This is a genomic window from Mycobacterium sp. AT1 (assembly GCF_002043095.1).
Lineage (GTDB): Bacteria > Actinomycetota > Actinomycetes > Mycobacteriales > Mycobacteriaceae > Mycobacterium.
On record NZ_MVOC01000067.1, the window covers coordinates 1 to 19,868 of the forward strand.

Below are 19,868 nucleotides of genomic sequence, written 5' to 3' on the forward strand. Positions count from 1 at the left end.
ATCGGCGACGTCGCCGATCTGCGATCACAGCGTGAGGTCGAGCGGAGGGGCCCCGGCCGGGTTCCCGTCGGCGTGGCCGTGCACCTGCTGCCGTTCCACGAACTCGCCGCCGATCAGCCCGACGCCCCACACGAGAGCGCGTTCGAGAAGATGATGACGGCCAAGCCCGACGACGAAGACGTCGCCGTGGCCGCCGCACGGTTCATGACCGAGGAGTACGAGCGCTTTCCGTCGTTGCCCGGCGCACAGACCGCCGTGCGTGAGGTGATCTCCATGCTCGCCGCCGAGCGGCCCGTCATCGCGCACTGCTTCGCGGGCAAGGACCGGACCGGCTTCACCGTCGCACTCGTACTGGAAACCGTTGGGGTGCAACGCGATGCCATCGTCGCGGACTTCCTGCGCAGCAACGCGGCGGTACCCGATCTGCGTGAGCGCATCCTCGAGTCGGTGCGCAACCGCGCCGAGGAGACGACGACGCCGGAGATCGTGACGTTCGCCGAGGCCCGGCTCAACGAAGAGGTGCTCGGTGTGCGCGAGGAGTACCTCGATGCGGCCAAGCGCGCCATCGACGCCGAGTATGGTTCGACGACAGGGTATCTCGAGTCGCTCGGCGTGACGTCCGATCAGGTGATGCGGCTCCGCCAGGCGCTGGTCACCTAGCTCTGAGGCACCTCGACGTCGGAGAAGAGGATGCGGACGCCGCCGGTAGCCAGCTGACTGAGCGCCTGAATGAAGGCGCCGAACTCCGGCGTGGTGACGGCCACGCTGGCAGCGTCGTAGTCCGCGTAGTACCAGTCGATCATCCGGTACGCCAGGGTGGGTGAGCCGTCTTCCTTGGGCCACACCTTGGACGCTTCGAACCGGACGTATCCGGGAACCCTTCTCGCGGCCTCCAATTGCTCTGCCTCGTAGGCGGCTTCGAACGCATCGGGGTCGGTCGGGTTGTCGTAGATGACCGTGATCTTCGTTTCGGACATGGCGATCCTTCGTCTCAGCCGCGGACGGCGGTGTTGTCGATCCCGCAGGAGACGATCTTAGGGCTACCGGCGTGGAGAGTGACGTGGTTGTCGATGCCGTTGAGCCGCGGGGCCAGTCGTTTGCCGCCGCCGGCGGTGCCATCTGCATGCTCCCATGACGGGGTCGTGCGCGGTCGGACTCTGGCGACGCGCTGGCCGGGCACCTCTCGAGGAACACATGCGCGTGCCCGCCTCTGAGCGAATCCGGACCCTGTCAGGGGTTCGTGCCATCGTCACGTCATGGACGACTCGGCGACGTTGCGCGGCACCGAACTCCGTTACGCGCTCACGATGTATCTGCTCCAGCACGGCCCGACCAGCATCACGGATCTGATCGCCGCGCTGCACGAGCAGGGCTTCGCGATCGTCGGCCATCCGCCGAAGTCAGTTTCGGATGCGTTGCGGTGGGAGATGGAACACGGCCGGGTATACCGGCGACGCCGCGCGGTGTACGCCGCCTGGGACGACATTCCGCGGGCCACCGAGTACCGCATTCATCAACGCGTGCTGGGGCTACGCGAAGAGGCCGACCGAATTCGCTCAGAGGCGGGCAAGTAGGTACACGACCGGAGAGCGCGCACCGGGGTCAGACAAGCAACACCCCGGCCACCCACACCATCGTCGCCACCAGCGCGCCGGCCAATTCGACGCCCACCGACAGCGCGACGCCCTTGATCGCGTGCACCGTCGACGCCCACGCCAGCCGCGAGTTGCCCCGCAGCGTCAGCTCGGCGAGGAAGACCCCGAGCACGAAGCCGACGACCAACCCGACGACCGGGATCACGAAGAACCCGACGACGCCGAGGACGGCGCCCGTGAACAGACTGAAGGTGCGGACGTCGGCCCTGCGCATCCGCTTCATCGGCCACAGGTACTTCACCAGCAACGCCGCAGCCAGCACCAGTGTCGCCACGCCGAGGGTCACCCACGCGACCGTCGTCCCCTCGACATACGCCCACACCGCGATGGCCCCGAAGATCAAGATGCTTCCCGGTATCAACGGCACCAGGATTCCCACCAGGCCGACCGCGATCACCACCGCAACGAGCAGGGTTTCGACGCCGTTCATACAACGAGTTTGGCAGCAAGTTCTAAGAAGTCCCCGGCCACGACGTCGAACTCGCCGTCCTCCACCTTCGGCGGCGGTCGACCCGGCCCTCGCTCCAGCGGTCGCGCCACGTAACCCGTCATCAGACCAGCATCACGCGCCGCCCGCAGATCGCTCGGATGCGCGGCCACCAGCATCAGCTCACCGGGCGCCACGTCGAGCAGGTCCGCGCAGCCGAGGTACGCCTCGCGGTCAGGCTTGTAGTGGCGGAACAGCTCCGCGGAAATCACGCAGTCCCACGGCAACCCGGCCCGCTTCGCCATGTTCGTCAGCAAGGACAGGTTCCCGTTCGACAGCGTGGTGATGACGAAGTTCTGCTTCAACCTGGTCAGCCCGGCCACCGAATCGGGCCATGGGTCGAGTCGGTGCCACGCCAGATTCAGTTCGGCGACGTCGGCATCGGGCACGTTCCCGAGGCCCGCGGCGTCGAGCAGGTCGTCGAGGATCAGTCGGTGGAGCTCGTCGATCTTCAACCAGGGCAGCTCGCCGGTGCGCACCCGATCCATCGCTGCCGGATATCCAGCCCGCCACGCGTCGGCGAACGCCGGCCAATCCTGCGCAATCCCATGCCGTTCGCCGAACATCTCGAGTTCGCCGATGACGCTGCTGCGCCAGTCGACGACCGTCCCGAACACGTCGAAGGCCAACGCCTTTGGCATCCTCTGTGTCATCGGTTCCTCGCGCAAGCGCTCGTCACGGCTCCAACACGACCTTGCCACGCACGCCGCCGCTCGCCAGGCTCTCCAACGCCGCCCGGCCGTCCGACAGTGGGTACCGCACCGGCGGCGGCGGCCGCAGTCCCGCCTCGACCAACTTCCCGAGCCCGGCACCGATCTCGGCTTGTGCGCCCGGCGTGCGATTGATGAACTCGCCAAGGCCAACTCCCACGACGCTGACGTTGCGCAGCAGCAGCCGGTTCACCTTCACCGTCGGAATCCCGCCACCGGACGCGAAGCCCACGACCAGCAGTCGGCCCTCGGTCGCCAACACGCGGATCGCGTCGTCGAAGGCGCTTCCGCCCACCGGGTCGACGGCGAGGTCGACCCCGCGGCCGTCGGTGTGCTCGCGAACGGCCTGCGCCCACCCGTCGGTCAGCGGCAGCACCACGTCGGCGCCAAGCGACTCCACGAACTCCGTGGCGCCGGGTCGGTGCACCATCGCGATCACCTTGGCGCCCAGCGCCTTTGCGATCTGGATGGCCGCCGTGCCGACGCCACCCGCCGAGCCGAGCACCAGAACCGTCTCACCGGCCATCAGCCCGCCACGACGTACCAGTCCGAAGTACATCGTGTAGTAGTTGCCAAGCAGACACACCGCCGCGCCGTCGTCGAGGTCGTCGGGGGTGGGAAGCACGCTCGACGGCGCGAGCGCCACCCGTTCGGCCCAGGCGCCGAGCATGCTCAATCCCGTAACCCGTTGTCCCACGGCAAAACCCGAGTCGGCCGGCGCCGAACGAACGACTCCGGCCACCTCGGTGCCGGGAACGAACGGCGGATCGAGCTTGAGCTGGTACTCCCCCTTGATCAGGAGCAGGTCCGGGAAACTGACCCCGGCCGCGCCGACGTCGACGACCACATTGCCGTCACCACCTGGTTCAGCTACGTCGGTGTAGACCAGCCCCTCGGGACCGGAAAGGCTTTGCGCGACAAGCGCCTTCACGCGATCAGCCGAGCTTGAAGCTGGCCGACTGCGCCGCCGACAGGTCGGTGATCTCGGCCCACTTGCCTGCCACGTCGTCGACCGACGGAACGCTCCCAAAGGTGACGCCGTCGTTCTGGAACAGTGCGGTGCGCTGCACCTTGCCACCGCCGACGATGAAGATCGAGTCGGTGTCGGGCACTTCCTCGGTGCAGAGGTAGGCCACCACGGGTGCGACGTACTCGGGCGTCAGCTTCTCGAAGACCTCGGGCGGCAGGATGTCCTGCGTCATCCGGGTGGCGGCGATCGGCGCGACGGCGTTGGCCTTGATGTTGTACTTCGCGCCTTCCTGGGCCAGCGTGTTGATCAGGCCGACCAGGCCCAGCTTGGCGGCGCCGTAGTTGGCCTGACCGAAGTTGCCGAACAGACCGCTCGTCGACGTCGCGACCACGACACGGCCGAAGCTCTGCTCACGGAAGTGCGGCCACGCGGCGCGCAGCACGTTGTATCCGCCGTAGAGGTGCACCTTGAGGACGGCGTCCCAGTTCTCGAAGGTCATCTTGTGGAAGGTGCCGTCGCGCAGGATGCCCGCGTTGCTGACCACACCGTGGACGGCGCCGAACTCGTCGATCGCCGTCTTGATGATGTTCTCGGCACCCTCGGCCTCGGCGACGGAGTCGTAGTTCGCGACCGCCCGACCGCCGGCTTCCTTGATCTCGGTGACCACCTGGTCGGCCATGGCCGATCCGGCACCGGATCCGTCGCGGGCTCCACCAAGGTCGTTGACCACGACGCTGGCGCCTTCACGGGCGAGGGTCAGGGCGTACTCACGCCCGAGTCCACCACCCGCTCCGGTGACGACGATGACGCGATCCTGCACTCCGGGCATGTGTTCCTCTTCTCTCGGTCTTCGGTGACGCGCGCTAGAAGAGCTTGCGCGCGAGCTTCCACGCCTTCTCTGTATACGGCGGGTAGATGATGGCGGTTAAGTCGGGTCGGGTCGGCTTGGTCAGCACCGACTTGCGGTGGCTGAACTCCTCGAAGCCGAACTTGCCGTGGTAGGCGCCCATCCCGGACGGTCCGACACCGCCGAACGGCAGCTTGGCGGTGGTGAACTGGAACAGCAGGTGGTTGACCAGCATGCCGCCCGCCGACACCTCCTTGATGACCCGCTCCCGCACGCCCTTGCTCTTGGTGAACAGGTAAGCGGCCAGCGGCTTGGGTCGGGCGTTCACGAATTCGATTGCCTCGTCCAGTGATTGGACGGTGACGATCGGCAGGATGGGCCCGAAGATCTCGTCGGTCATCAGCGGCTCGTCCAGTCCGGGGTCGACGACGACGGTCGGCTGGATCTCGATGGCCGCCGCGTTCGAACCGCCACCGAAGGCGATGGTGCCCGTGGTGGCGGCGAGTGCGGCGGTCAACCTGTCGAAGTGCCGGTCGTTGACGATGCGCTTGCCGGAGCTGCCCGCTTCGAAGGTGGCGACGGCCTCGGCGAGCTTGGCGACCAGCTCGTCGCGGATCGTGGCGTCGGCCAGGACGTAGTCCGGCGCGATGCAGATCTGGCCGGAGTTGATCAGCTTGGTCCACGCGATGCGCTTGGCGGCGACGGCGATGTCGGCGTCGGCGGCGACGATCACCGGGCTCTTGCCGCCGAGCTCGAGGATGACCGGGGTCAGGTGTTTGGCCGCGCCCTCGTAGACCCTGCGGCCGATCTCGGTGCCTCCGGTGAAGCACAACTTGTCGAAGCCCTGGGCGATGAGCTCTTGGCTCACCGCACCGTCGCCCTCGACGACGGCGATCGCGTCGGGGTCCAGGTAGCGCGGGATCAGCTCGGCCATCAGCGCCGAGGAGGCGGGCGAGACCTCCGAGGGCTTGAGCACGACGGTGTTGCCCGCGGCGATGGCGCCCACGGCGGGCCCAAGCGTCAGGGCAAACGGAAAGTTCCACGCCCCGATGATCAGCACGGTTCCGTAAGGCTCGTGCTCCACCCAGCCGCGGCCGGGCAGCTGCGCGAATTCCAGCAGACGCTGCTTGCGTTTGGTCCACTTGCCCACGTTCTTGGCGGCGTCAGTGGCTTCTCCGACAGTGCTGGCGATGTCGGCCAGCCACGCCTCGAACGGCTTGCGGCCCAAATCCTCTTCGAGGGCGGCGGCGATGGCGGCCTCGTTGTCCGTCATCAGCTTGACGAGGCCCTCGAGCTGTCGCTTGCGCCACGCGACGTCGCGGGTGCGGCCGGTGGCGAACGTCTTGCGCAGCCGGGCGACGGTCGCCGCCACGTCGACCGCAGCGGGCTGGGAGCTGGGCGGGGCGGTCGCTTCGGTGGTCACCCGGCTGATCCTAACCAACCGCCCGGTTGGCGGTCGGGCTTCGGTCAGTGCCGCTCGCCGACGACGAACTCGGAGAACGCCGACCCGTCGGCGTCGTCCGGCAGAACCCAGCGGCCGAGACGTCGCATCTCGGTCTGCGACGTCACCGCCGACGCCGTCCACCCGTGACCGTCGAGCCACTCGGCGACGTCTGCCCGATCCTCGTCGTGATACATCAGGTCGCCGACGTCGACGGCGTCCTCGATGCCGAACTGCGCAGAGATCTTCCGGAACCGTTCGCGCATCAACTCGCGCCGGTCTTGGGCCTGTACCCCGACGGTCTCCACGGCCACCCGACTTCCCGGGGCGCTCAATTCGGTGACCTGAGCGAACAACTGATCTTGTGCCTCCGAGGGCAGATACATCAGCAATCCCTCGGCCAACCATGCCGTGGGCAGCGACGCGTCGAACCCCGCAGCGGACAGTGCGGCTGGCCAGTCTTGTCTCAGGTCGACCGGTACCCCGTGGAGCAGCGCCGACGGTTCGACGCCGTGCTCGGCCAGGGTCGCGGCCTTGTATTCGAGCACCTTGGGCTGGTCGATCTCGAAGACGGTCGTGCCGTCGGGCCACTCGAGTCGGTAGGCACGTGAGTCGAGCCCAGAGGCCAGGATGACGACCTGCCGGATGCCGGCAGTTACCGCGTCCGCGAAGAACGCGTCGAAGAAATGCGTCCGTACCGCCTGGTAGTTGCCCATGTGTTCGAGGATCGTGGCCGACTCGGGGTCGGTGTCGGCCACCTTCGCGGCGAAGGAGTCGTCGAGCATGAACTCCCAAATCCCGGTCCCCGCACCGGCCACCAGGATCTTCGCGTACGGGTCGCGGATCAGCGGTGTCTCGCGCTCGGTCTCACCGGCCCGGGCGGCGGCCACCATCACCGCGGTGGAACCCACGCTGGTGGCGATGTCCCAGGTGTCGTCGTGTGTGCGCAATGAGCTCATCGCGCCATGCTAGCGAGAAAGTTAGTAGTGCTATGCGGCAGTGCGGTTGCGGCCCGAAAGCACCTTCGCCGAAGGCCTGCCGAGTTACTCGGCGATCTTCCAGAGTTTGTTCGCCAGCAGCAACTCAAGCTTGTCGACGATGTTGCCGAGCTCATCATGGCCGCCGACGTAGCCAGCATAGAAACCCATGCCCCACATCACGGCCACCAACATCTCGACCAACGTCGGGACATCGGTGTCCGTGGTGAGCTCGCCACTCTGCAGGGCTTCGGTAACGGCCCAGGTCACGTACGCCCTGGAGGTCTTCAGGGAGTTGTGTTCGTCGCGGCTCAGCTCGGGGTGACGCTGGGACTCCAGCACCGACGTGACCAGGAAGGCGGCCGCAGATCTGTCCCGGGAATCGGCCTGCATGGCCGCCGAGAAGAATGCCGACAGACGCTTCAGCAGTGACGTCTGCCCGTCGGCCTTGGCCATGCCGGCGGCGACGACCATCTCGTTGGTCTTCTCCACCACCTCTGCGTACAAGACACGCTTGCTGGCGAAGTAGTGGTTGATCGCGGGGCGGGTCAGATCCGCACGTATCGCGATCGCCTGAAACGTCGCTGCGTCATAACCAAGTTCGCTAAAAACTTCGCGGGCCGCTCGCACGATGCGCTCACGGGTCTCCGCCGCCTTCGCTGCAGGCGGGCGGCCAGGGCCTCGGGTCGCGGTATACGGCACGGTCAAATTGTGCCACACCCAAACTGACAGCCCCACGCCAATTGGTTGCGGAACCGTAAGAGTGTGTATCTCAGCAAACCATCGCGGCCGTCAATCGGCCTGTGATGACCATTTCTTACAGAAGTCCGACATAGCTGGGAGGCCCTGGCCTGGGGCGTAGGCGCGCACGCCTACAACTATCGTTCTCATCCATGGCGGGCGCGGTGACTCGGGAGTCCTACTTCGAGACCGGCCTCGACGTGCTTGCCGACCTCGGGTACGGCGGCCTCAAACTGGCCGGCGTCTGCAATCGTCTCGGCGTCACGACCGGCTCGTTCTACCACTACTTCCCAAGCTGGTCGGCCTACACGAGGGAGCTCATCGGCCACTGGCTGCAACGCCGCATCGACGGCATGGCCGTGGCATATGCCGAGCCCAACGCCCGACGACGCATCGACACGATCATCAAGCACGCCCTGGCACTGCCCCACGGCGCCGAGACGGCGATCCGTGTCTGGAGCTCGCTCGACCAGGACGTACTCGCGGTACAAACCGAGGTCGACAAGCGCCGATTCGACGTGATGTTCGACGCGGCGTTCGAAATTCTCGGGCACGCGAACCAGGCGCACGTCTTTGCCTCGTGGAGCATGTATCTGCTGATCGGGTACGAACAGGCCACGCTGCCGCGCGACACCGTCGGCCTGCGGTGGGTGGCCGATCAGATGCTGGAGGCGTTGGACTCCGGGCGGTTCGCCTCCGTCCCCGACGACTGAGGCAAAGGACTACCTTGGGCACATGCTGAACCCGGCCCTTCTCTGGAGCCGGGCAGTCGATCGGATCAGACGGCGGGACCCCGAGCACGACGCAGCACGGCGGGCGGTGCGCGCGGCGCTGGTGTTGCCGTTGGCCGCCGCAACGGGGTTTGCCCTCGGAAGCGGTTCGCAGACACCGTTGTTCGCGATCTTCGGTTCGGTCGCCCTGTTGATCACGGTCGACTTTCCCGGCAACCGGCCAGCGCGGGCGTTGGCGTACGGCGGCCTCGGCGTCAACGGCGCCATCCTCATCACGCTCGGCACGCTGGTGGCGCCCCTTCCGTGGGTCGCGGTCCTGACGATGTTCGTCCTCGCCGTGATCGTGACGTTCTCCGGCGTTCTCAGCGAGACCTTCGCCGCAGGCCAACGGTCGACGCTGATGCTCTTCGTGCTGCCGGCCTGCACCCCGGTCGGTCCCGTTCCGGAGCGCCTGTTCGGCTGGTTCATCGCGCTCGCGCTCGGCGTGCCGGCCGCGCTGTTCCTGCTTCCACCCCGCCACCACGACGACCTCAGGCGTCACGCCGCCCTGGTGTGCCGGACGCTGGCCGACCGGCTCGACGGCGACGCCACCGACGACGACGTGTCCACGGCGATGGGCGCACTGCGGGCCAACTTCCTGGGCGCCGACTTCCGGCCGGTCGGACTGACCGCCGGCAGCCGCGCGCTGGTGCGGGTGGTCGACGACCTGCAGTGGCTGGCGGATCGCGTCACCGACACCAGCGGAGAGCTGCTGGCCGAGATGAGGGATCCCGTCGTCCGGGTGCTGCGCGAAAGCGCCCTGGTACTCAGCACGCCGGTCGCAGAACGCGACATCCACCGCGCCAACCTGTCCGAGGCGCTGGCCGTCCAGAGGTTGATAGCCCAGAGCCGCTATCGCGACGACATCATCGAGATCCTCGCCGAACCGAACGACGCCACCGCGATCGGCGTCGGCCGAAAGCTGCTGACGCGCCGAACCATTTCCGGGTGCGTCGGCACGACCGGACGGGTCATCGGCATCGCCGCGGCGGCCGATGCCCGCCCCGTGTGGGCCAGGGTGCTCGGGCGCAGACTTCCGGAGGCCGGCGCCGCCGAGCGGCTGCTCTCCGAGTCCCAGGCGCTGACGTCGCTGCCAGGCGGGTTCCTGGCCACGCGCGCCGTCGTCGTCCGCAACAGCATCCGCACCGGTCTCGGGCTCGCCATCGCGGTGGCCGTCACCCACGTCTTTCCCGTCCAGCACGGCTTCTGGGTGGTGCTCGGCGCCATGTCGGTACTGCGCAGCAGCGCGCTGACGACGGGCACCCGGGTGGTGCGCGCCGTCGTCGGGACGACGATCGGCTTCCTCCTCGGCGTGGCGTTCATCGAGTTGATGGGGGTCGACCCGGTGGTGCTGTGGATTGCGTTGCCCGCCGTCGCCTTCGGCTCGGCGTACGTCCCGGAGGTCGCCTCGTTCGTCGCAGGCCAGGCGATGTTCACGATGATGGTGCTGATCATCTTCAACGTCATCAGCCCCAGCGGTTGGCAGGTGGGCCTGTTGCGGGTCGAAGACGTCGTCGTCGGCGCTTTGGTGGGCGCGGTGGTGTCACTGCTGTTGTGGCCGCGCGGCGCGGCTTCCAGGGTGTCCCGCGCGGTCGACGCGTCCATCGCGGCGGGCGCGACGTTCCTCACCGTCGCGGTGAAGCGGGTGACGCGCGGCGCGTCGGAATCGGCCGACGACAAGGTGTTCTCGTTGAGCCACGCGGCCATGTCGGCGTCGCGGACGTTGGATGATGCAGTCCGCCAATACCTTTCGGAGAGCGGCGGGTCGACGGACCGGCGCGCCCCGGCGATCCGGGCCGTCAACCGCGCCGTCCGGGTGCGCACCGCCGCCGAGTTGATCGCCGACGTGGTGCCGCCGCCGATCACCGCCTATCCGCGGGTGCGCGAGGTGCTCGAGCTGCACACCTCGGTGATCCGGGAGCGCCTGCACGGTCGACGGCCGGTGCACGATCTGGGCCCGATCGGCGACGACTTCGTGCTCGCCCTGCGCGCCGAAGCCGGCAGCGACGACCTGTCGATCAGGGCGGCGCTGCCGCTCGTCACCGTCGCGGCGAACCTCGGCGAACTGGAACTGCTGTACCCGGAGCCGGTGCACCCCGCCGCCCTGCGGATCGGTTAGCGCCCACCCCGGTGCGGCATCAGGGCGTTCGGCGGGATGGCGCCGAACTTGCCTGCGTTGAAGTCCTCGAGAGCCTCGATCACTTCGGCCTTGGTGTTCATCACGAACGGGCCGTAGTGGAAGACCGGTTCGCGAATGGGCTTGCCGCCCAACAGCAGAACCTCCATCGCGGGGTTGCGCGCGTCCTGGCTGGAACGCGCCGAGACGGAGATCCGGTCACCAGGCCCCATCACCGCGAGCTGGCCCTGGCGGATCGGATTTCCGACCGGGCCGACGGCACCTTCGCCCGCCAGCACGTAGACCAGCGCGTTGAAGTCGCGGTTCCACGGGACGTCGAGACGAGCACCGGGCTGGATGGTGGCGTGGGCCAAGGTGATCGGCGTGTAGGTCGAACCCGGTCCCTGCTGAGCGTCGATCTCGCCTGCGATGATCCGCAGGAGCGCCCCACCGTCGTCGGAGGACAGCAGTTTGACCTCGCCGCCCTCGATGGACTGGTAGCGCGGCGCGGCGAACTTGTCCTTGCGGGGAAGGTTGACCCACAGCTGAATGCCGTGGAACGTGCCACCGCTCTCGACCAGTTCGGCAGGCGGCGTCTCGATGTGGAGTACGCCTGCGCCTGCGGTCATCCACTGGGTGGCGCCGTCGGTGATGAGCCCGCCGCCGCCGTGCGAATCCTGGTGGGCGAAGCGGCCGTCGATGATGTAGGTGACGGTCTCGAAGCCGCGGTGCGGGTGCCAGTCGGTGCCCTTGGGCTCGCCGGGTTCGTATTCGACCTCACCCATCTGGTCCATGTGGACGAACGGGTCGAGGGCGGTGGCGCTGACGCCGGCGAAGGCGCGGACGACGGGGAATCCCTCGCCCTCGTACCCCTTGGGGCCGGTGGTGATGGACCGCACGGGGCGTTCGGTGTCGGACGCGGCGGGTCCCGCGATGCGGGGCAGGGTCAAGGTGTCGGCGGTGATGGCGGGCACGGGTACCTCCTACTGGAAATGTACCCAATATAACCGGACCGCGGTCCGATTATTCCGTCGCCCGACGTGGCGAGCAGACACAAAGGGCCCTCGTTCGCGCCATTTCAGGGCCCTATGCGTCTGGTCGCGAGCGGAAGTCAGGCCAGCACGGCGCTCGCCGCGGCCCGGGCGTCCGCGGCGGTGGCGGTGTCCAGCGCGGCGGCAGCTGCCTCCTGGCACTGCGCGAGCGTGACCTGCGCCAGCTTCGCGCCGACGGCGCTGACCGCAGCGGCGGCCGCCGACAGGGACGAGACGCCGAGGCCCACCAGCACGCAGGCCAGGTACGGATCGGCGGCGGCCTCACCGCAGACGCCGACGGGCTTGCCTACCGCCACCCCGGCCTTGGCCGCCATGGCAACCAGCGCCAGCACGGCGGGCTGCCACGGGTCGGTCAGGGTGGCCAGCTCGGCCGACATCCGGTCGGCGGCCATCGTGTACTGGGTCAGGTCGTTGGTCCCGATCGACAGGAAGTCGACGTGCTCGAGGATGCGGTCGGCGAGCAGCGCGGCTGCGGGCACCTCGATCATCACGCCGGGCACCAGCCCGTGGGCGCGCGTCTCGTCGGCGAAGGCCTTGGCCTCGGCCGGGGTGGCGATCATCGGCGCCATCACCCACGGCGCGCTGCCGGTGTTCTTGGCCGCCGCGGCGATGCCCTCGAGTTGCCTGGTCAGGATGCCGGGGTTGCCGTCGGCGATGCGGATGCCCCGCACGCCCAGCGCGGGATTGGCCTCGTCGGGGTGGCCGACGAACTTCAGCGGTTTGTCCGAACCGGCGTCGAGGGTGCGGATGACGACCTTCTGCCCGGGGAACGCGTCGAGCACCTCGCCGTAGATCTGCGCCTGCTCGTCCACCGACGGTTCTGTCGAGCGGTTGAGGAAGCACAGCTCGGTGCGGAACAACCCGACACCCTCGGCCGGGGTGTCCCGCGCTGCGCGCGCCGCCGCGCCGTCCTGGACGTTGGCCAGGATCGCGACGACGTGCCCGTCTGCGGTGGCGCCGGGGCCACTCCAGCTCTTGGCGAGGTCGGCTTCACCCCTGGCGACGGCGACGGCCTGGGCCGCCTCGGCCTCGTCGGGCGCCACGGTGACGGTGCCGACCGTGCCGTCGACCATCACCATGGTGCCCGCGGCGACGGAGTCGAGGCCGTCGACGGCGACCACGCACGGGATGCCGAGTTGGCGGGCGATGATCGCGGTGTGGCTGGTGGGCCCGCCGAGCGTGGTGGCGAGCGCGACGACCAGTGAGGCGTCCAGACCCGCGGTGTCGACTGGAGCGAGGTCCTCGGCGCACAGGATCGACGGCACCTCGGGCACCGGGACGCCGGGTTCGGGCAGGCCGTTGAGTTCGGCGATGACGCGGTCGCGGATGTCGCGCAGATCGGTCACTCGCTCGGCCATCAGCCCGCCCAGCTGGGTGAACATGGTGACGAACTGCTCGACGGCACCGGTCACCGCGCCGACGGCCTGGTTGCCCTGCCCGATCCGCTTCTCGGTGGCCGCGATCCACGCCCGGTCCTGGGCCAGCTGCGCCGTCGTCGCCAGCACCTCCGAGGCGGCACCCGACGCGTTCGCGGCACGTTCGCGCAACCGATCGGCCACGGCGGCGGCGGCGGCGGTGAACCGGGCCACCTCACCGGGACGCCGGGACTCCTCGAGATCGGCGCTGGTCGACGCGGTGTCGACCAGCGGCCGCGAGCCCGGCCTGATCACCGGCGCGTATTGCACGCCACCCACCGCGGGGATGCCGCGAAGGACGGTTCCGACGGGCGGCTGCGAGACGTCCGCGGGATGCAGTGATACGGAAGACGAAGTGGCGCTCATGTGAACTAGATTACAACAAACCGTTGACAAGTCAACACATACAGGGGTAAAACCAACTATATCAACATTGCAAACACGCGTAACCCACAAAAACGGAGAGCCATGTACGCCGAAGAGCGCCAACAAGCGATCGCCGCATTGGTGATCAGCCAGGGTCGCGCCTCGGTCACCGAACTCGCGCAGACTTACGACGTCACGACCGAGACCGTGCGCCGGGACCTGGCCACGCTCGACCGGGCCGGCGTCCTGCGCCGCGTCCACGGCGGCGCCGTCCCCACCCGGGCGCTGCACCTCGTCGAACCCGGCGTCGGCGAGCGGGAGACCACCCGCGCCGACTACAAGGACGCCATCGCCGAGGCCGCCGCCGAATTCTTCCCGCTCAACGGCGCCAGCGTGCTGCTAGATGCGGGCACCACCACCGCCCGCATCGCCAACCAGCTGCCCACCGACCGCCAACTGCTCGTCGTGACCAACTCGGTGCCCATCGCCGCCCGGCTGGCGTCGATGCCGACGGTCTCGCTCCAGCTGCTCGGCGGTCGCGTCAGGGGCGTCACCCAGGCCGCGGTCGGCGAACAGACCCTGCGGGTGCTCGACAACCTTCGCGTCGACATCGCGTTCATCGGCACCAACGGCATCAGCGCCAGACACGGACTATCCACCCCCGACAGCGAGGAGGCCGCCGTGAAACGCGCCATGGTCGCGTGCGCCAACTACGTCGTCGTCGCCGCCGACTCGACGAAGGTGGGCCGCGAAGACTTCGTCAGCTTCGCGCCGATCTCCAGCGTCGACACCCTCATCACCGACGCCGAGATCTCCGACGCCGACCGTCGGACCCTCACCGACGAAGGCGTCGAAGTCATCACGACGGGAGCCCCCGAATGATCGTCACCGTCACCCCCAACCCCAGCATCGACCGCACCGTGTCATTGGGCGCAACGCTCACCCGCGGCGCCGTACACCGCGTCACCTCGGCCACCAGCGAGCCAGGCGGCAAGGGCGTCAACGTCGCCCGTGCGCTGGCACTCGCGGGCCTCGACACCATCGCCGTCCTCCCCACCTCCGACGACGACCCCATGGTGGCCGCCCTGCGCGCAGCAGGCGTCACCTTCCGCAGCGTCCCCGTCGGCGGGGTGGTGCGGACCAATCTGGCGATTACCGAAGCCGACGGCACCACCACCAAGCTCAACGAGCCCGGCGCACCGCTCGACGCCGATGCACTGGACGCGCTGACCCGCGCCGTCCTCGCCCACGCCGAAACCGCTTCGTGGATCGTGCTTTCCGGGTCACTGCCGCCCGGCGTTCCCGACGACTGGTACGCCGACGTGGTCGCACGGCTGGCCTCGGCGCCCTGTCACGTCGCCGTCGACACCTCCGAGCGTCCGCTCGACGCGCTCGCCGCCGCCTTCGGCACCGCGGCACCGGACCTCATCAAGCCCAACGCCGAAGAACTCGCGGGCCTGGTCGGCGCGTCCCCCGAGGAACTGGAAAGCGCTGCCGCCCAAGGTGATCCAACGCCGGTGATCCTGGCCGCCAACCAGCTCATCGAACGCGGCGCCAAGACGATCCTCGTCACGCTCGGGGCAGCGGGCGCCGTCCTGGTCGACGCAGGCGGCAGTTGGATGGCCGCCCCGCCGCCCATCACCCCGCGCAGCACCGTCGGCGCAGGCGACTCGTCGTTGGCCGGCTACGTGCGCGCCGCGGTCGGTGGCGCCGAGCCACCTCGCCGCCTCCAGATGGCCGTCGCCTACGGCAGTGCCGCAGCGGCGTTGCCCGGTTCCGCCCTACCCGCCCCGTCGCAAGTCGACCTGGACGCCGTCCGGGTCTACGCCGTCACACCCGCCGCCATCCGCCCCTAACCAACCCGACTCACACCAGAGGAAAGAGAACCATGTCCATCATCACCACTGACCTCGTCGCCATCGACGTCGACGCGGGCGGCGACAAGGAGGCCGTGATCGGCCTGCTCGCCGCGCGTCTCGCCGATGCCGGACGCTCCTCCGACGGTGCAGGCCTCGTCGCCGCCGCAATGGCCCGCGAAGCCCAGTCCGCCACCGGCCTTCCTGGCGGCATCGCAATCCCCCACTGCCGCTCCCCCTACGTCGACCAGGCCACCATCGGCTTCGCGCGGCTCTCGCCCGCCGTCGACTTCGGCGCGCCCGACGGTCCCGCCGACCTCGCCTTCCTGATCGCGGCTCCCGACTCCGGCGGCGCCGAGCACATGAAGCTGCTGTCAAGTCTCGCAAGGGCATTGGTGCGCAAGGAGTTCGTCGCGTCACTGCGGGCAGCCGCGTCGGCCGAAGAGGTCGTCGCATTGGTCGAAGGTGTGGTGAACCCCGCCCCGGCAGCTACACCCGCCGCCGCGCCGGCAGCATCAGCCGCGCCCGCCGAGTCGAAGAAGACCACGACGCTGATCGCGATCACCGCCTGCCCCACCGGAATTGCGCACACCTACATGGCCGCCGACTCGCTGGCGCTGGCCGCCAAGGAAGCCGGCGTGACGATGCACGTCGAGACGCAGGGCTCCTCGGGCAGCACCCCGGTGGCACCGGAGGTCATCGCCGCCGCCGACGCCGTCATCTTCGCCACCGACGTGGGCGTCAAGGACCGCAGCCGCTTCGCAGGCAAGCCCGTCATCGCCTCCGGCGTCAAGCGCGCCATCAACGAACCCGCCAAGATGGTGGCCGAAGCAGTCGCCGCCGCAAGCGATCCCAACGCCGCGCGCGTCGAGGGCACCACAGGCGGAGCGGGGTCGTCAGCCACCCCGTCCGCCGCGGGCGGCGTCGGCTGGGGCACCCGCACCCGCCAGATCCTGCTCACCGGCGTCAGCTACATGATTCCCTTCGTCGCCGCAGGCGGTCTGCTGATCGCGCTGGGCTTCCTGTTCGCCGGATACGACATCGCTAACAAGCCCGAGGGCGCGACGCAGTCACTGGGCAACATCATCGCCAGCACCAACTCGCTGACCAACCTGCCCGACGGCGGATTCGTCCAATACCTCGGCGCCGTGCTGTTCACCCTCGGCGGCTTGGCCTTCGGCTTCCTGGTACCCGCGCTCGCCGGCTACATCTCCTTCGCCATCGCCGACCGGCCCGGCATCGCACCGGGTTTCACCGCAGGCGCGGTGGCGGTCTTCGTCGGCGGCGGCTTCATCGGCGGCATCGTCGGCGGCCTGATCGCCGGCTTCACCGCACTGTGGATCAGCAAGATCGGCGTCCCCAAGGCCATGCGCGGCCTCATGCCGGTCGTGATCATCCCGCTGGGCGCTTCGCTGGTCGTCGGCCTGCTGATGTTCCTGCTGCTCGGCCGCCCGCTGGCCGCCATCACCTCGGGCCTGACGAGCTGGCTCGGCGGGCTGTCCGGCAGCTCGGTGATCCTGCTCGGCATCATCCTGGGCCTGATGATGTGCTTCGACCTCGGTGGTCCGGTCAACAAGGCCGCCTATGCCTTCGCCACCGCGGGACTCAACGTCGCCGATCCGTCGTCGCTGCGCATCATGGCCGCGGTCATGGCCGCAGGCATGGTGCCGCCGCTGGCGATGGCGCTCGCCTCGACCGTGCGTCCGAAGCTGTTCACCGAGCCGGAGCGCGAGAACGGCCGAGCTGCATGGCTTCTCGGTGCCTCGTTCATCTCCGAGGGCGCCATCCCGTTCGCCGCGGCCGACCCGCTTCGCGTCATCCCGTCGATGATGGCCGGAGGCGCGGTCACCGGTGCACTCATCATGGCCTTCGACGTCACGCTCAAGGCACCCCACGGCGGCATCTTCGTGTTCTTCGCGATCGGCAACCTCCTGTGGTTCCTGGTCGCCCTGGCACTGGGAACCGTCGTCGCCGCCGCCGCGGTCGTCGCCGCAAAGCAGTTCGCCAAGAAGGCGGACGCCGATACCGCCCCCGAACTCGTCGCCGCCTGACATTCTCGAACCCACCGCAAAAGGAGATTCACCATGCCCGCCAAGACCGTAATCGTCGGTTCGTCGATCGGCCTGCACGCCCGCCCCGCGGCGATCATCGCCGAAGCCGTCGTCAACGCCGGCGCCGAAGTCACCCTGTCTCTGGACGGCGGTGAACCGGTGGACGCCGGCTCGGCGCTGATGATCATGACCCTCGGGGCCGGCAACGGCGCCGAGGTGACGGTTGCCTCCGACGACGAGGCCGCGCTGAGCACCGTCGCGGAGCTCATCCAGAAGGATCTCGACGCCTAGCTAGACCAGCAGTTTCTACTCAGGGGAGGCGCCGACAGCGCCTCCCCTGAGCTCGTCGAGAATGGTGCATGGCGCACTCCTGCAGCATCGTACGATTGGTCATTCATGGTCACCTGCATACCGCGTCGTGAAGACGCGTGCACGAGCGGCACTGGCATCTTCTGGTGACGGCAGGTCGAGGTCTCTGGACAGGAAGTCTCGGGTGGCGGCGTCGTCATGGCCCTGCTGGCGCATGCCGTCGAGAACGTGGACGTACTGCGCCGCCCTGGCGTCCTGCGTGGCGAGCCGGGCGATGACGACGATCTCGTCGGCGAGATCGGCTTCGGTCATCGAGATCACTTCCTGCGATAGGTCGATTCGTTGGACGCTGCCGTCCATGAAGGTCGAGACGGTGACCGTCCCCGGCGGGTTCGTGACGGTGAACATCGTCGCGACGACCTCGTCGTCGTCCTCGTCCACGACGTCGAAACCGTCGAGGGCGTCGAGATCCGGCAGATCGTCGTCGTCGAAATCTGCCGGCAAGGGATCGTCCGTCAAGCGATGGCCTCTCAGTCCGGAATGTTGGCTTCGAAGTCGAGGGGCTTCTTCTCGAACCAGGCCTTGGACGGCAGAAACTCCATCAGCCCGTCGAGCGCACGCTGCAGGTTGTCATTGGTGCCCGGCAGGAAGCTGCCGTAGAGCTCGCCGTTGACGCGGCGGGGCAAGGACACGATCCGTCCCTGCCGGGAATCCAGAACGCCCGCTGCCACCTCCGACTGCGTGTAGGTGCCACCGGGGTGACGCTCGTTGGCCGTGATCTCCACCCAGCTGCTCGGAGCGGCGGTGATCTCGGCGTACAGGCGGGCCGACGGCGGGTCGACGCCGAATTGTGCGAGCTGATTCGCCGTCGTCGACTGGCCGAGCTTGCTGGCTACCCCGGTGAGGGGTTCGACGGCGGCCGGGGTGGCGGGTCCGAGGACTGCCGTCACCATGCCCGCCAGTCCAACCTGGGGTGCGATGCGCTGCAAGACGATCATGTCGCCGTCGCGCGCGGCGATGACGTGGCGATCTCCCTTGCGGCAGACGACGAAGCGCACCATCTTGCCGCCGACATCCCTGCGCCACCAACGACATTCGAGAGTCCGGTCGGCACGGCTCAAGGTGTCGACCATGGCGGCGACTTCGGGGTGCGGCGCGCCGAAGACGTCGAGCACGCCCTGGGAGGTGAGGTCGCGGGCAACCTGGTCCCACACGATGTCCCGCAGTTCGAGCTGCGGGATGTTGGGGCGAATACCCAGCGCCGGGGGGAACTCCATCATGTGCAGCCGGTCGGCGATGACGAGCATCCCGTCGATCGTGACCTCGACCGCCACGACGTCGTCGACGTGGGTGCCACGGCCGCCGTTGGGCAAGGACATGTCGATACCCCCTCTTCCCCATCTTCTCCGGGCGGGGGTCGGCACGGATGTCCACCTCGACTCGGCGCATCTTTGCCTGCGCCTCGTCGAGGTTTGCCGACGGCCGGCAGGCCACCGACGGACCGGTCGCGTCCCAGCCCCCTGATGCATATGAGGGTACCAGCGGTTTTAGGGCCTCCCGTGCACCAATTGGCGACTCGTCCGACTCCTCCGGGCACACCCAACGTCGCAGTTGAGCGACGTGATTGGCACGCCCGCCGTTCCACTGTGGCACACCTCGTCGGCCCCTCGTCCCGTCGTGGACGTGGCCGTCGACCTGCTGGGACTGCAGAGTGAGCTGGCGCTCGCAGCGCACCCTCAGGAGTCCGCCAGAAATTGGCGCCGGCGACACATCCGTTTGCTGCGGGCATCCGCCGGTCGACGCCCAGGTGGCGTCTGGTCTCGGTGGTTGATACTGGACCGACATGCCGGCCGGTGCGTCGTGTGTGACACGGGAAGGAGCCATGGTGCCGTGAGCGATCGCGACGACGCCCTGCGCAAGGAACTTGGCTGGACCGGCCCCGAGGAATCGGATTACGAGCCCACCACCACCCCGCCGACCTTCACACCGGCTGCGACTCCGGTGCCGTCGCGTCCGCCCGTGGACGTGCCGGAACCCCCTCCCCCGCCACCTCCCCCTCCGCCGCCCCATCGCGATCCGCAGCGCTTCGGACCGCCCCAGCAGCA

Annotated in this window: 20 protein-coding genes and 1 pseudogene; 9 read left to right on the forward strand and 12 right to left on the reverse strand. The window is 68.5% G+C overall.

All coding sequences use genetic code 11. The features are described 5' to 3' along the window. Positions 1 to 660 (forward strand): tyrosine-protein phosphatase (locus B1790_RS28235; protein WP_142271548.1); only part of this gene is annotated, 660 nt, incomplete at its 5' end. On the opposite strand, the gene B1790_RS28240 is transcribed toward B1790_RS28235, so the two are convergent. Next, a complete protein-coding gene (locus tag B1790_RS28240) occupies positions 657 to 977 on the reverse strand; it encodes an EthD family reductase (RefSeq protein ID WP_079926602.1) in 321 nt (106 codons plus the stop codon). The genes B1790_RS28235 and B1790_RS28240 overlap by 4 nt on opposite strands. Positions 978 to 1,256: 279 nt before the next feature. On the opposite strand from B1790_RS28240, the gene B1790_RS28250 reads away from it, so the two are divergent. Beyond that, positions 1,257 to 1,574, forward strand: a complete 318-nt coding sequence (locus B1790_RS28250; RefSeq protein WP_079926604.1) for a hypothetical protein — start codon at positions 1,257 to 1,259, stop codon at positions 1,572 to 1,574. A gap of 28 nt (positions 1,575 to 1,602) precedes the next feature. On the opposite strand, the gene B1790_RS28255 is transcribed toward B1790_RS28250, so the two are convergent. From B1790_RS28255 to B1790_RS28285, 7 genes are all read right to left on the reverse strand, one after another. Beyond that, a complete protein-coding gene (locus B1790_RS28255) occupies positions 1,603 to 2,085 on the reverse strand; it encodes a DUF456 domain-containing protein (protein ID WP_079926605.1) in 483 nt (160 codons plus the stop codon). Continuing rightward, entirely contained in the window at positions 2,082 to 2,795 is a 714-nt protein-coding gene (locus tag B1790_RS28260) for a haloacid dehalogenase type II (protein ID WP_079926606.1), read from the reverse strand. Before B1790_RS28260 ends, B1790_RS28255 begins: the two co-directional genes overlap by 4 nt. Positions 2,796 to 2,817: 22 nt before the next feature. Beyond that, positions 2,818 to 3,783: an NADPH:quinone oxidoreductase family protein gene (locus tag B1790_RS28265; RefSeq protein ID WP_079926607.1), complete on the reverse strand. Its 966-nt coding sequence runs from the start codon at positions 3,781 to 3,783 to the stop codon at positions 2,818 to 2,820. 4 nt (positions 3,784 to 3,787) lie between these two features. Continuing rightward, positions 3,788 to 4,651, reverse strand: a complete 864-nt coding sequence (locus B1790_RS28270; RefSeq protein WP_079926608.1) for an SDR family oxidoreductase — start codon at positions 4,649 to 4,651, stop codon at positions 3,788 to 3,790. Between the two features lie 34 nt (positions 4,652 to 4,685). Further along, the gene (locus B1790_RS28275; protein ID WP_079926609.1) at positions 4,686 to 6,092 is read right to left on the reverse strand and encodes an aldehyde dehydrogenase family protein; all 1,407 of its coding nucleotides are present in this window, start codon (positions 6,090 to 6,092) and stop codon (positions 4,686 to 4,688) included. A gap of 44 nt (positions 6,093 to 6,136) precedes the next feature. Then, positions 6,137 to 7,069 (reverse strand): class I SAM-dependent methyltransferase, encoded by a 933-nt coding sequence (locus B1790_RS28280; protein ID WP_079926610.1) that lies wholly within the window; start codon positions 7,067 to 7,069, stop codon positions 6,137 to 6,139. A gap of 84 nt (positions 7,070 to 7,153) precedes the next feature. After that, complete coding sequence (locus tag B1790_RS28285) at positions 7,154 to 7,789, reverse strand: TetR/AcrR family transcriptional regulator (RefSeq protein WP_056553283.1); 636 nt, start codon at positions 7,787 to 7,789, stop codon at positions 7,154 to 7,156. 191 nt (positions 7,790 to 7,980) lie between these two features. Here B1790_RS28285 and B1790_RS28290 point away from each other — a divergent pair, with 191 nt between their 5' ends. Beyond that, a complete protein-coding gene (locus B1790_RS28290) occupies positions 7,981 to 8,541 on the forward strand; it encodes a TetR/AcrR family transcriptional regulator (RefSeq protein WP_079926611.1) in 561 nt (186 codons plus the stop codon). A gap of 22 nt (positions 8,542 to 8,563) precedes the next feature. Then, a complete protein-coding gene (locus tag B1790_RS28295) occupies positions 8,564 to 10,717 on the forward strand; it encodes an FUSC family protein (protein ID WP_079926612.1) in 2,154 nt (717 codons plus the stop codon). On the opposite strand, the gene B1790_RS28300 is transcribed toward B1790_RS28295, so the two are convergent. Together B1790_RS28300 and B1790_RS28305 are read right to left on the reverse strand one after the other, a co-directional pair. Next, entirely contained in the window at positions 10,714 to 11,688 is a 975-nt protein-coding gene (locus B1790_RS28300; RefSeq protein WP_079926613.1) for a pirin family protein, read from the reverse strand. The genes B1790_RS28295 and B1790_RS28300 overlap by 4 nt on opposite strands. 137 nt (positions 11,689 to 11,825) lie before the next feature. Continuing rightward, on the reverse strand, positions 11,826 to 13,547 hold the full coding sequence (locus B1790_RS28305; protein WP_198952143.1) for a putative PEP-binding protein: 1,722 nt from the start codon (positions 13,545 to 13,547) through the stop codon (positions 11,826 to 11,828). Positions 13,548 to 13,649: 102 nt separating this feature from the next. Between B1790_RS28305 and B1790_RS28310 the strand changes: the two genes are divergently transcribed. From B1790_RS28310 to B1790_RS28325, 4 genes are read left to right on the forward strand one after another with little or no spacing between them, the layout of a single operon-like run. Then, positions 13,650 to 14,429: a DeoR/GlpR family DNA-binding transcription regulator gene (locus B1790_RS28310; protein WP_079926614.1), complete on the forward strand. Its 780-nt coding sequence runs from the start codon at positions 13,650 to 13,652 to the stop codon at positions 14,427 to 14,429. Beyond that, a complete protein-coding gene (locus B1790_RS28315; RefSeq protein ID WP_079926615.1) occupies positions 14,426 to 15,403 on the forward strand; it encodes a 1-phosphofructokinase family hexose kinase in 978 nt (325 codons plus the stop codon). The genes B1790_RS28310 and B1790_RS28315 overlap by 4 nt, the downstream gene beginning before the upstream one ends. 32 nt (positions 15,404 to 15,435) lie before the next feature. Continuing rightward, positions 15,436 to 17,454, forward strand: a complete 2,019-nt coding sequence (locus B1790_RS28320) for a fructose-specific PTS transporter subunit EIIC (protein ID WP_079926616.1) — start codon at positions 15,436 to 15,438, stop codon at positions 17,452 to 17,454. 33 nt (positions 17,455 to 17,487) lie between these two features. After that, positions 17,488 to 17,745 (forward strand): HPr family phosphocarrier protein, encoded by a 258-nt coding sequence (locus B1790_RS28325; RefSeq protein WP_056551657.1) that lies wholly within the window; start codon positions 17,488 to 17,490, stop codon positions 17,743 to 17,745. 99 nt (positions 17,746 to 17,844) lie between these two features. On the opposite strand, the gene B1790_RS28330 is transcribed toward B1790_RS28325, so the two are convergent. Next, positions 17,845 to 18,282, reverse strand: a complete 438-nt coding sequence (locus B1790_RS28330; RefSeq protein WP_233165362.1) for a YbaB/EbfC family DNA-binding protein — start codon at positions 18,280 to 18,282, stop codon at positions 17,845 to 17,847. Positions 18,283 to 18,293: 11 nt separating this feature from the next. Further along, a complete protein-coding gene (locus B1790_RS28335) occupies positions 18,294 to 19,142 on the reverse strand; it encodes an ESX secretion-associated protein EspG (protein ID WP_079926617.1) in 849 nt (282 codons plus the stop codon). 511 nt (positions 19,143 to 19,653) lie between these two features. Here B1790_RS28335 and B1790_RS34455 point away from each other — a divergent pair. Further along, positions 19,654 to 19,868: pseudogene (locus B1790_RS34455) on the forward strand (MinD/ParA family protein); the annotation flags it as partial.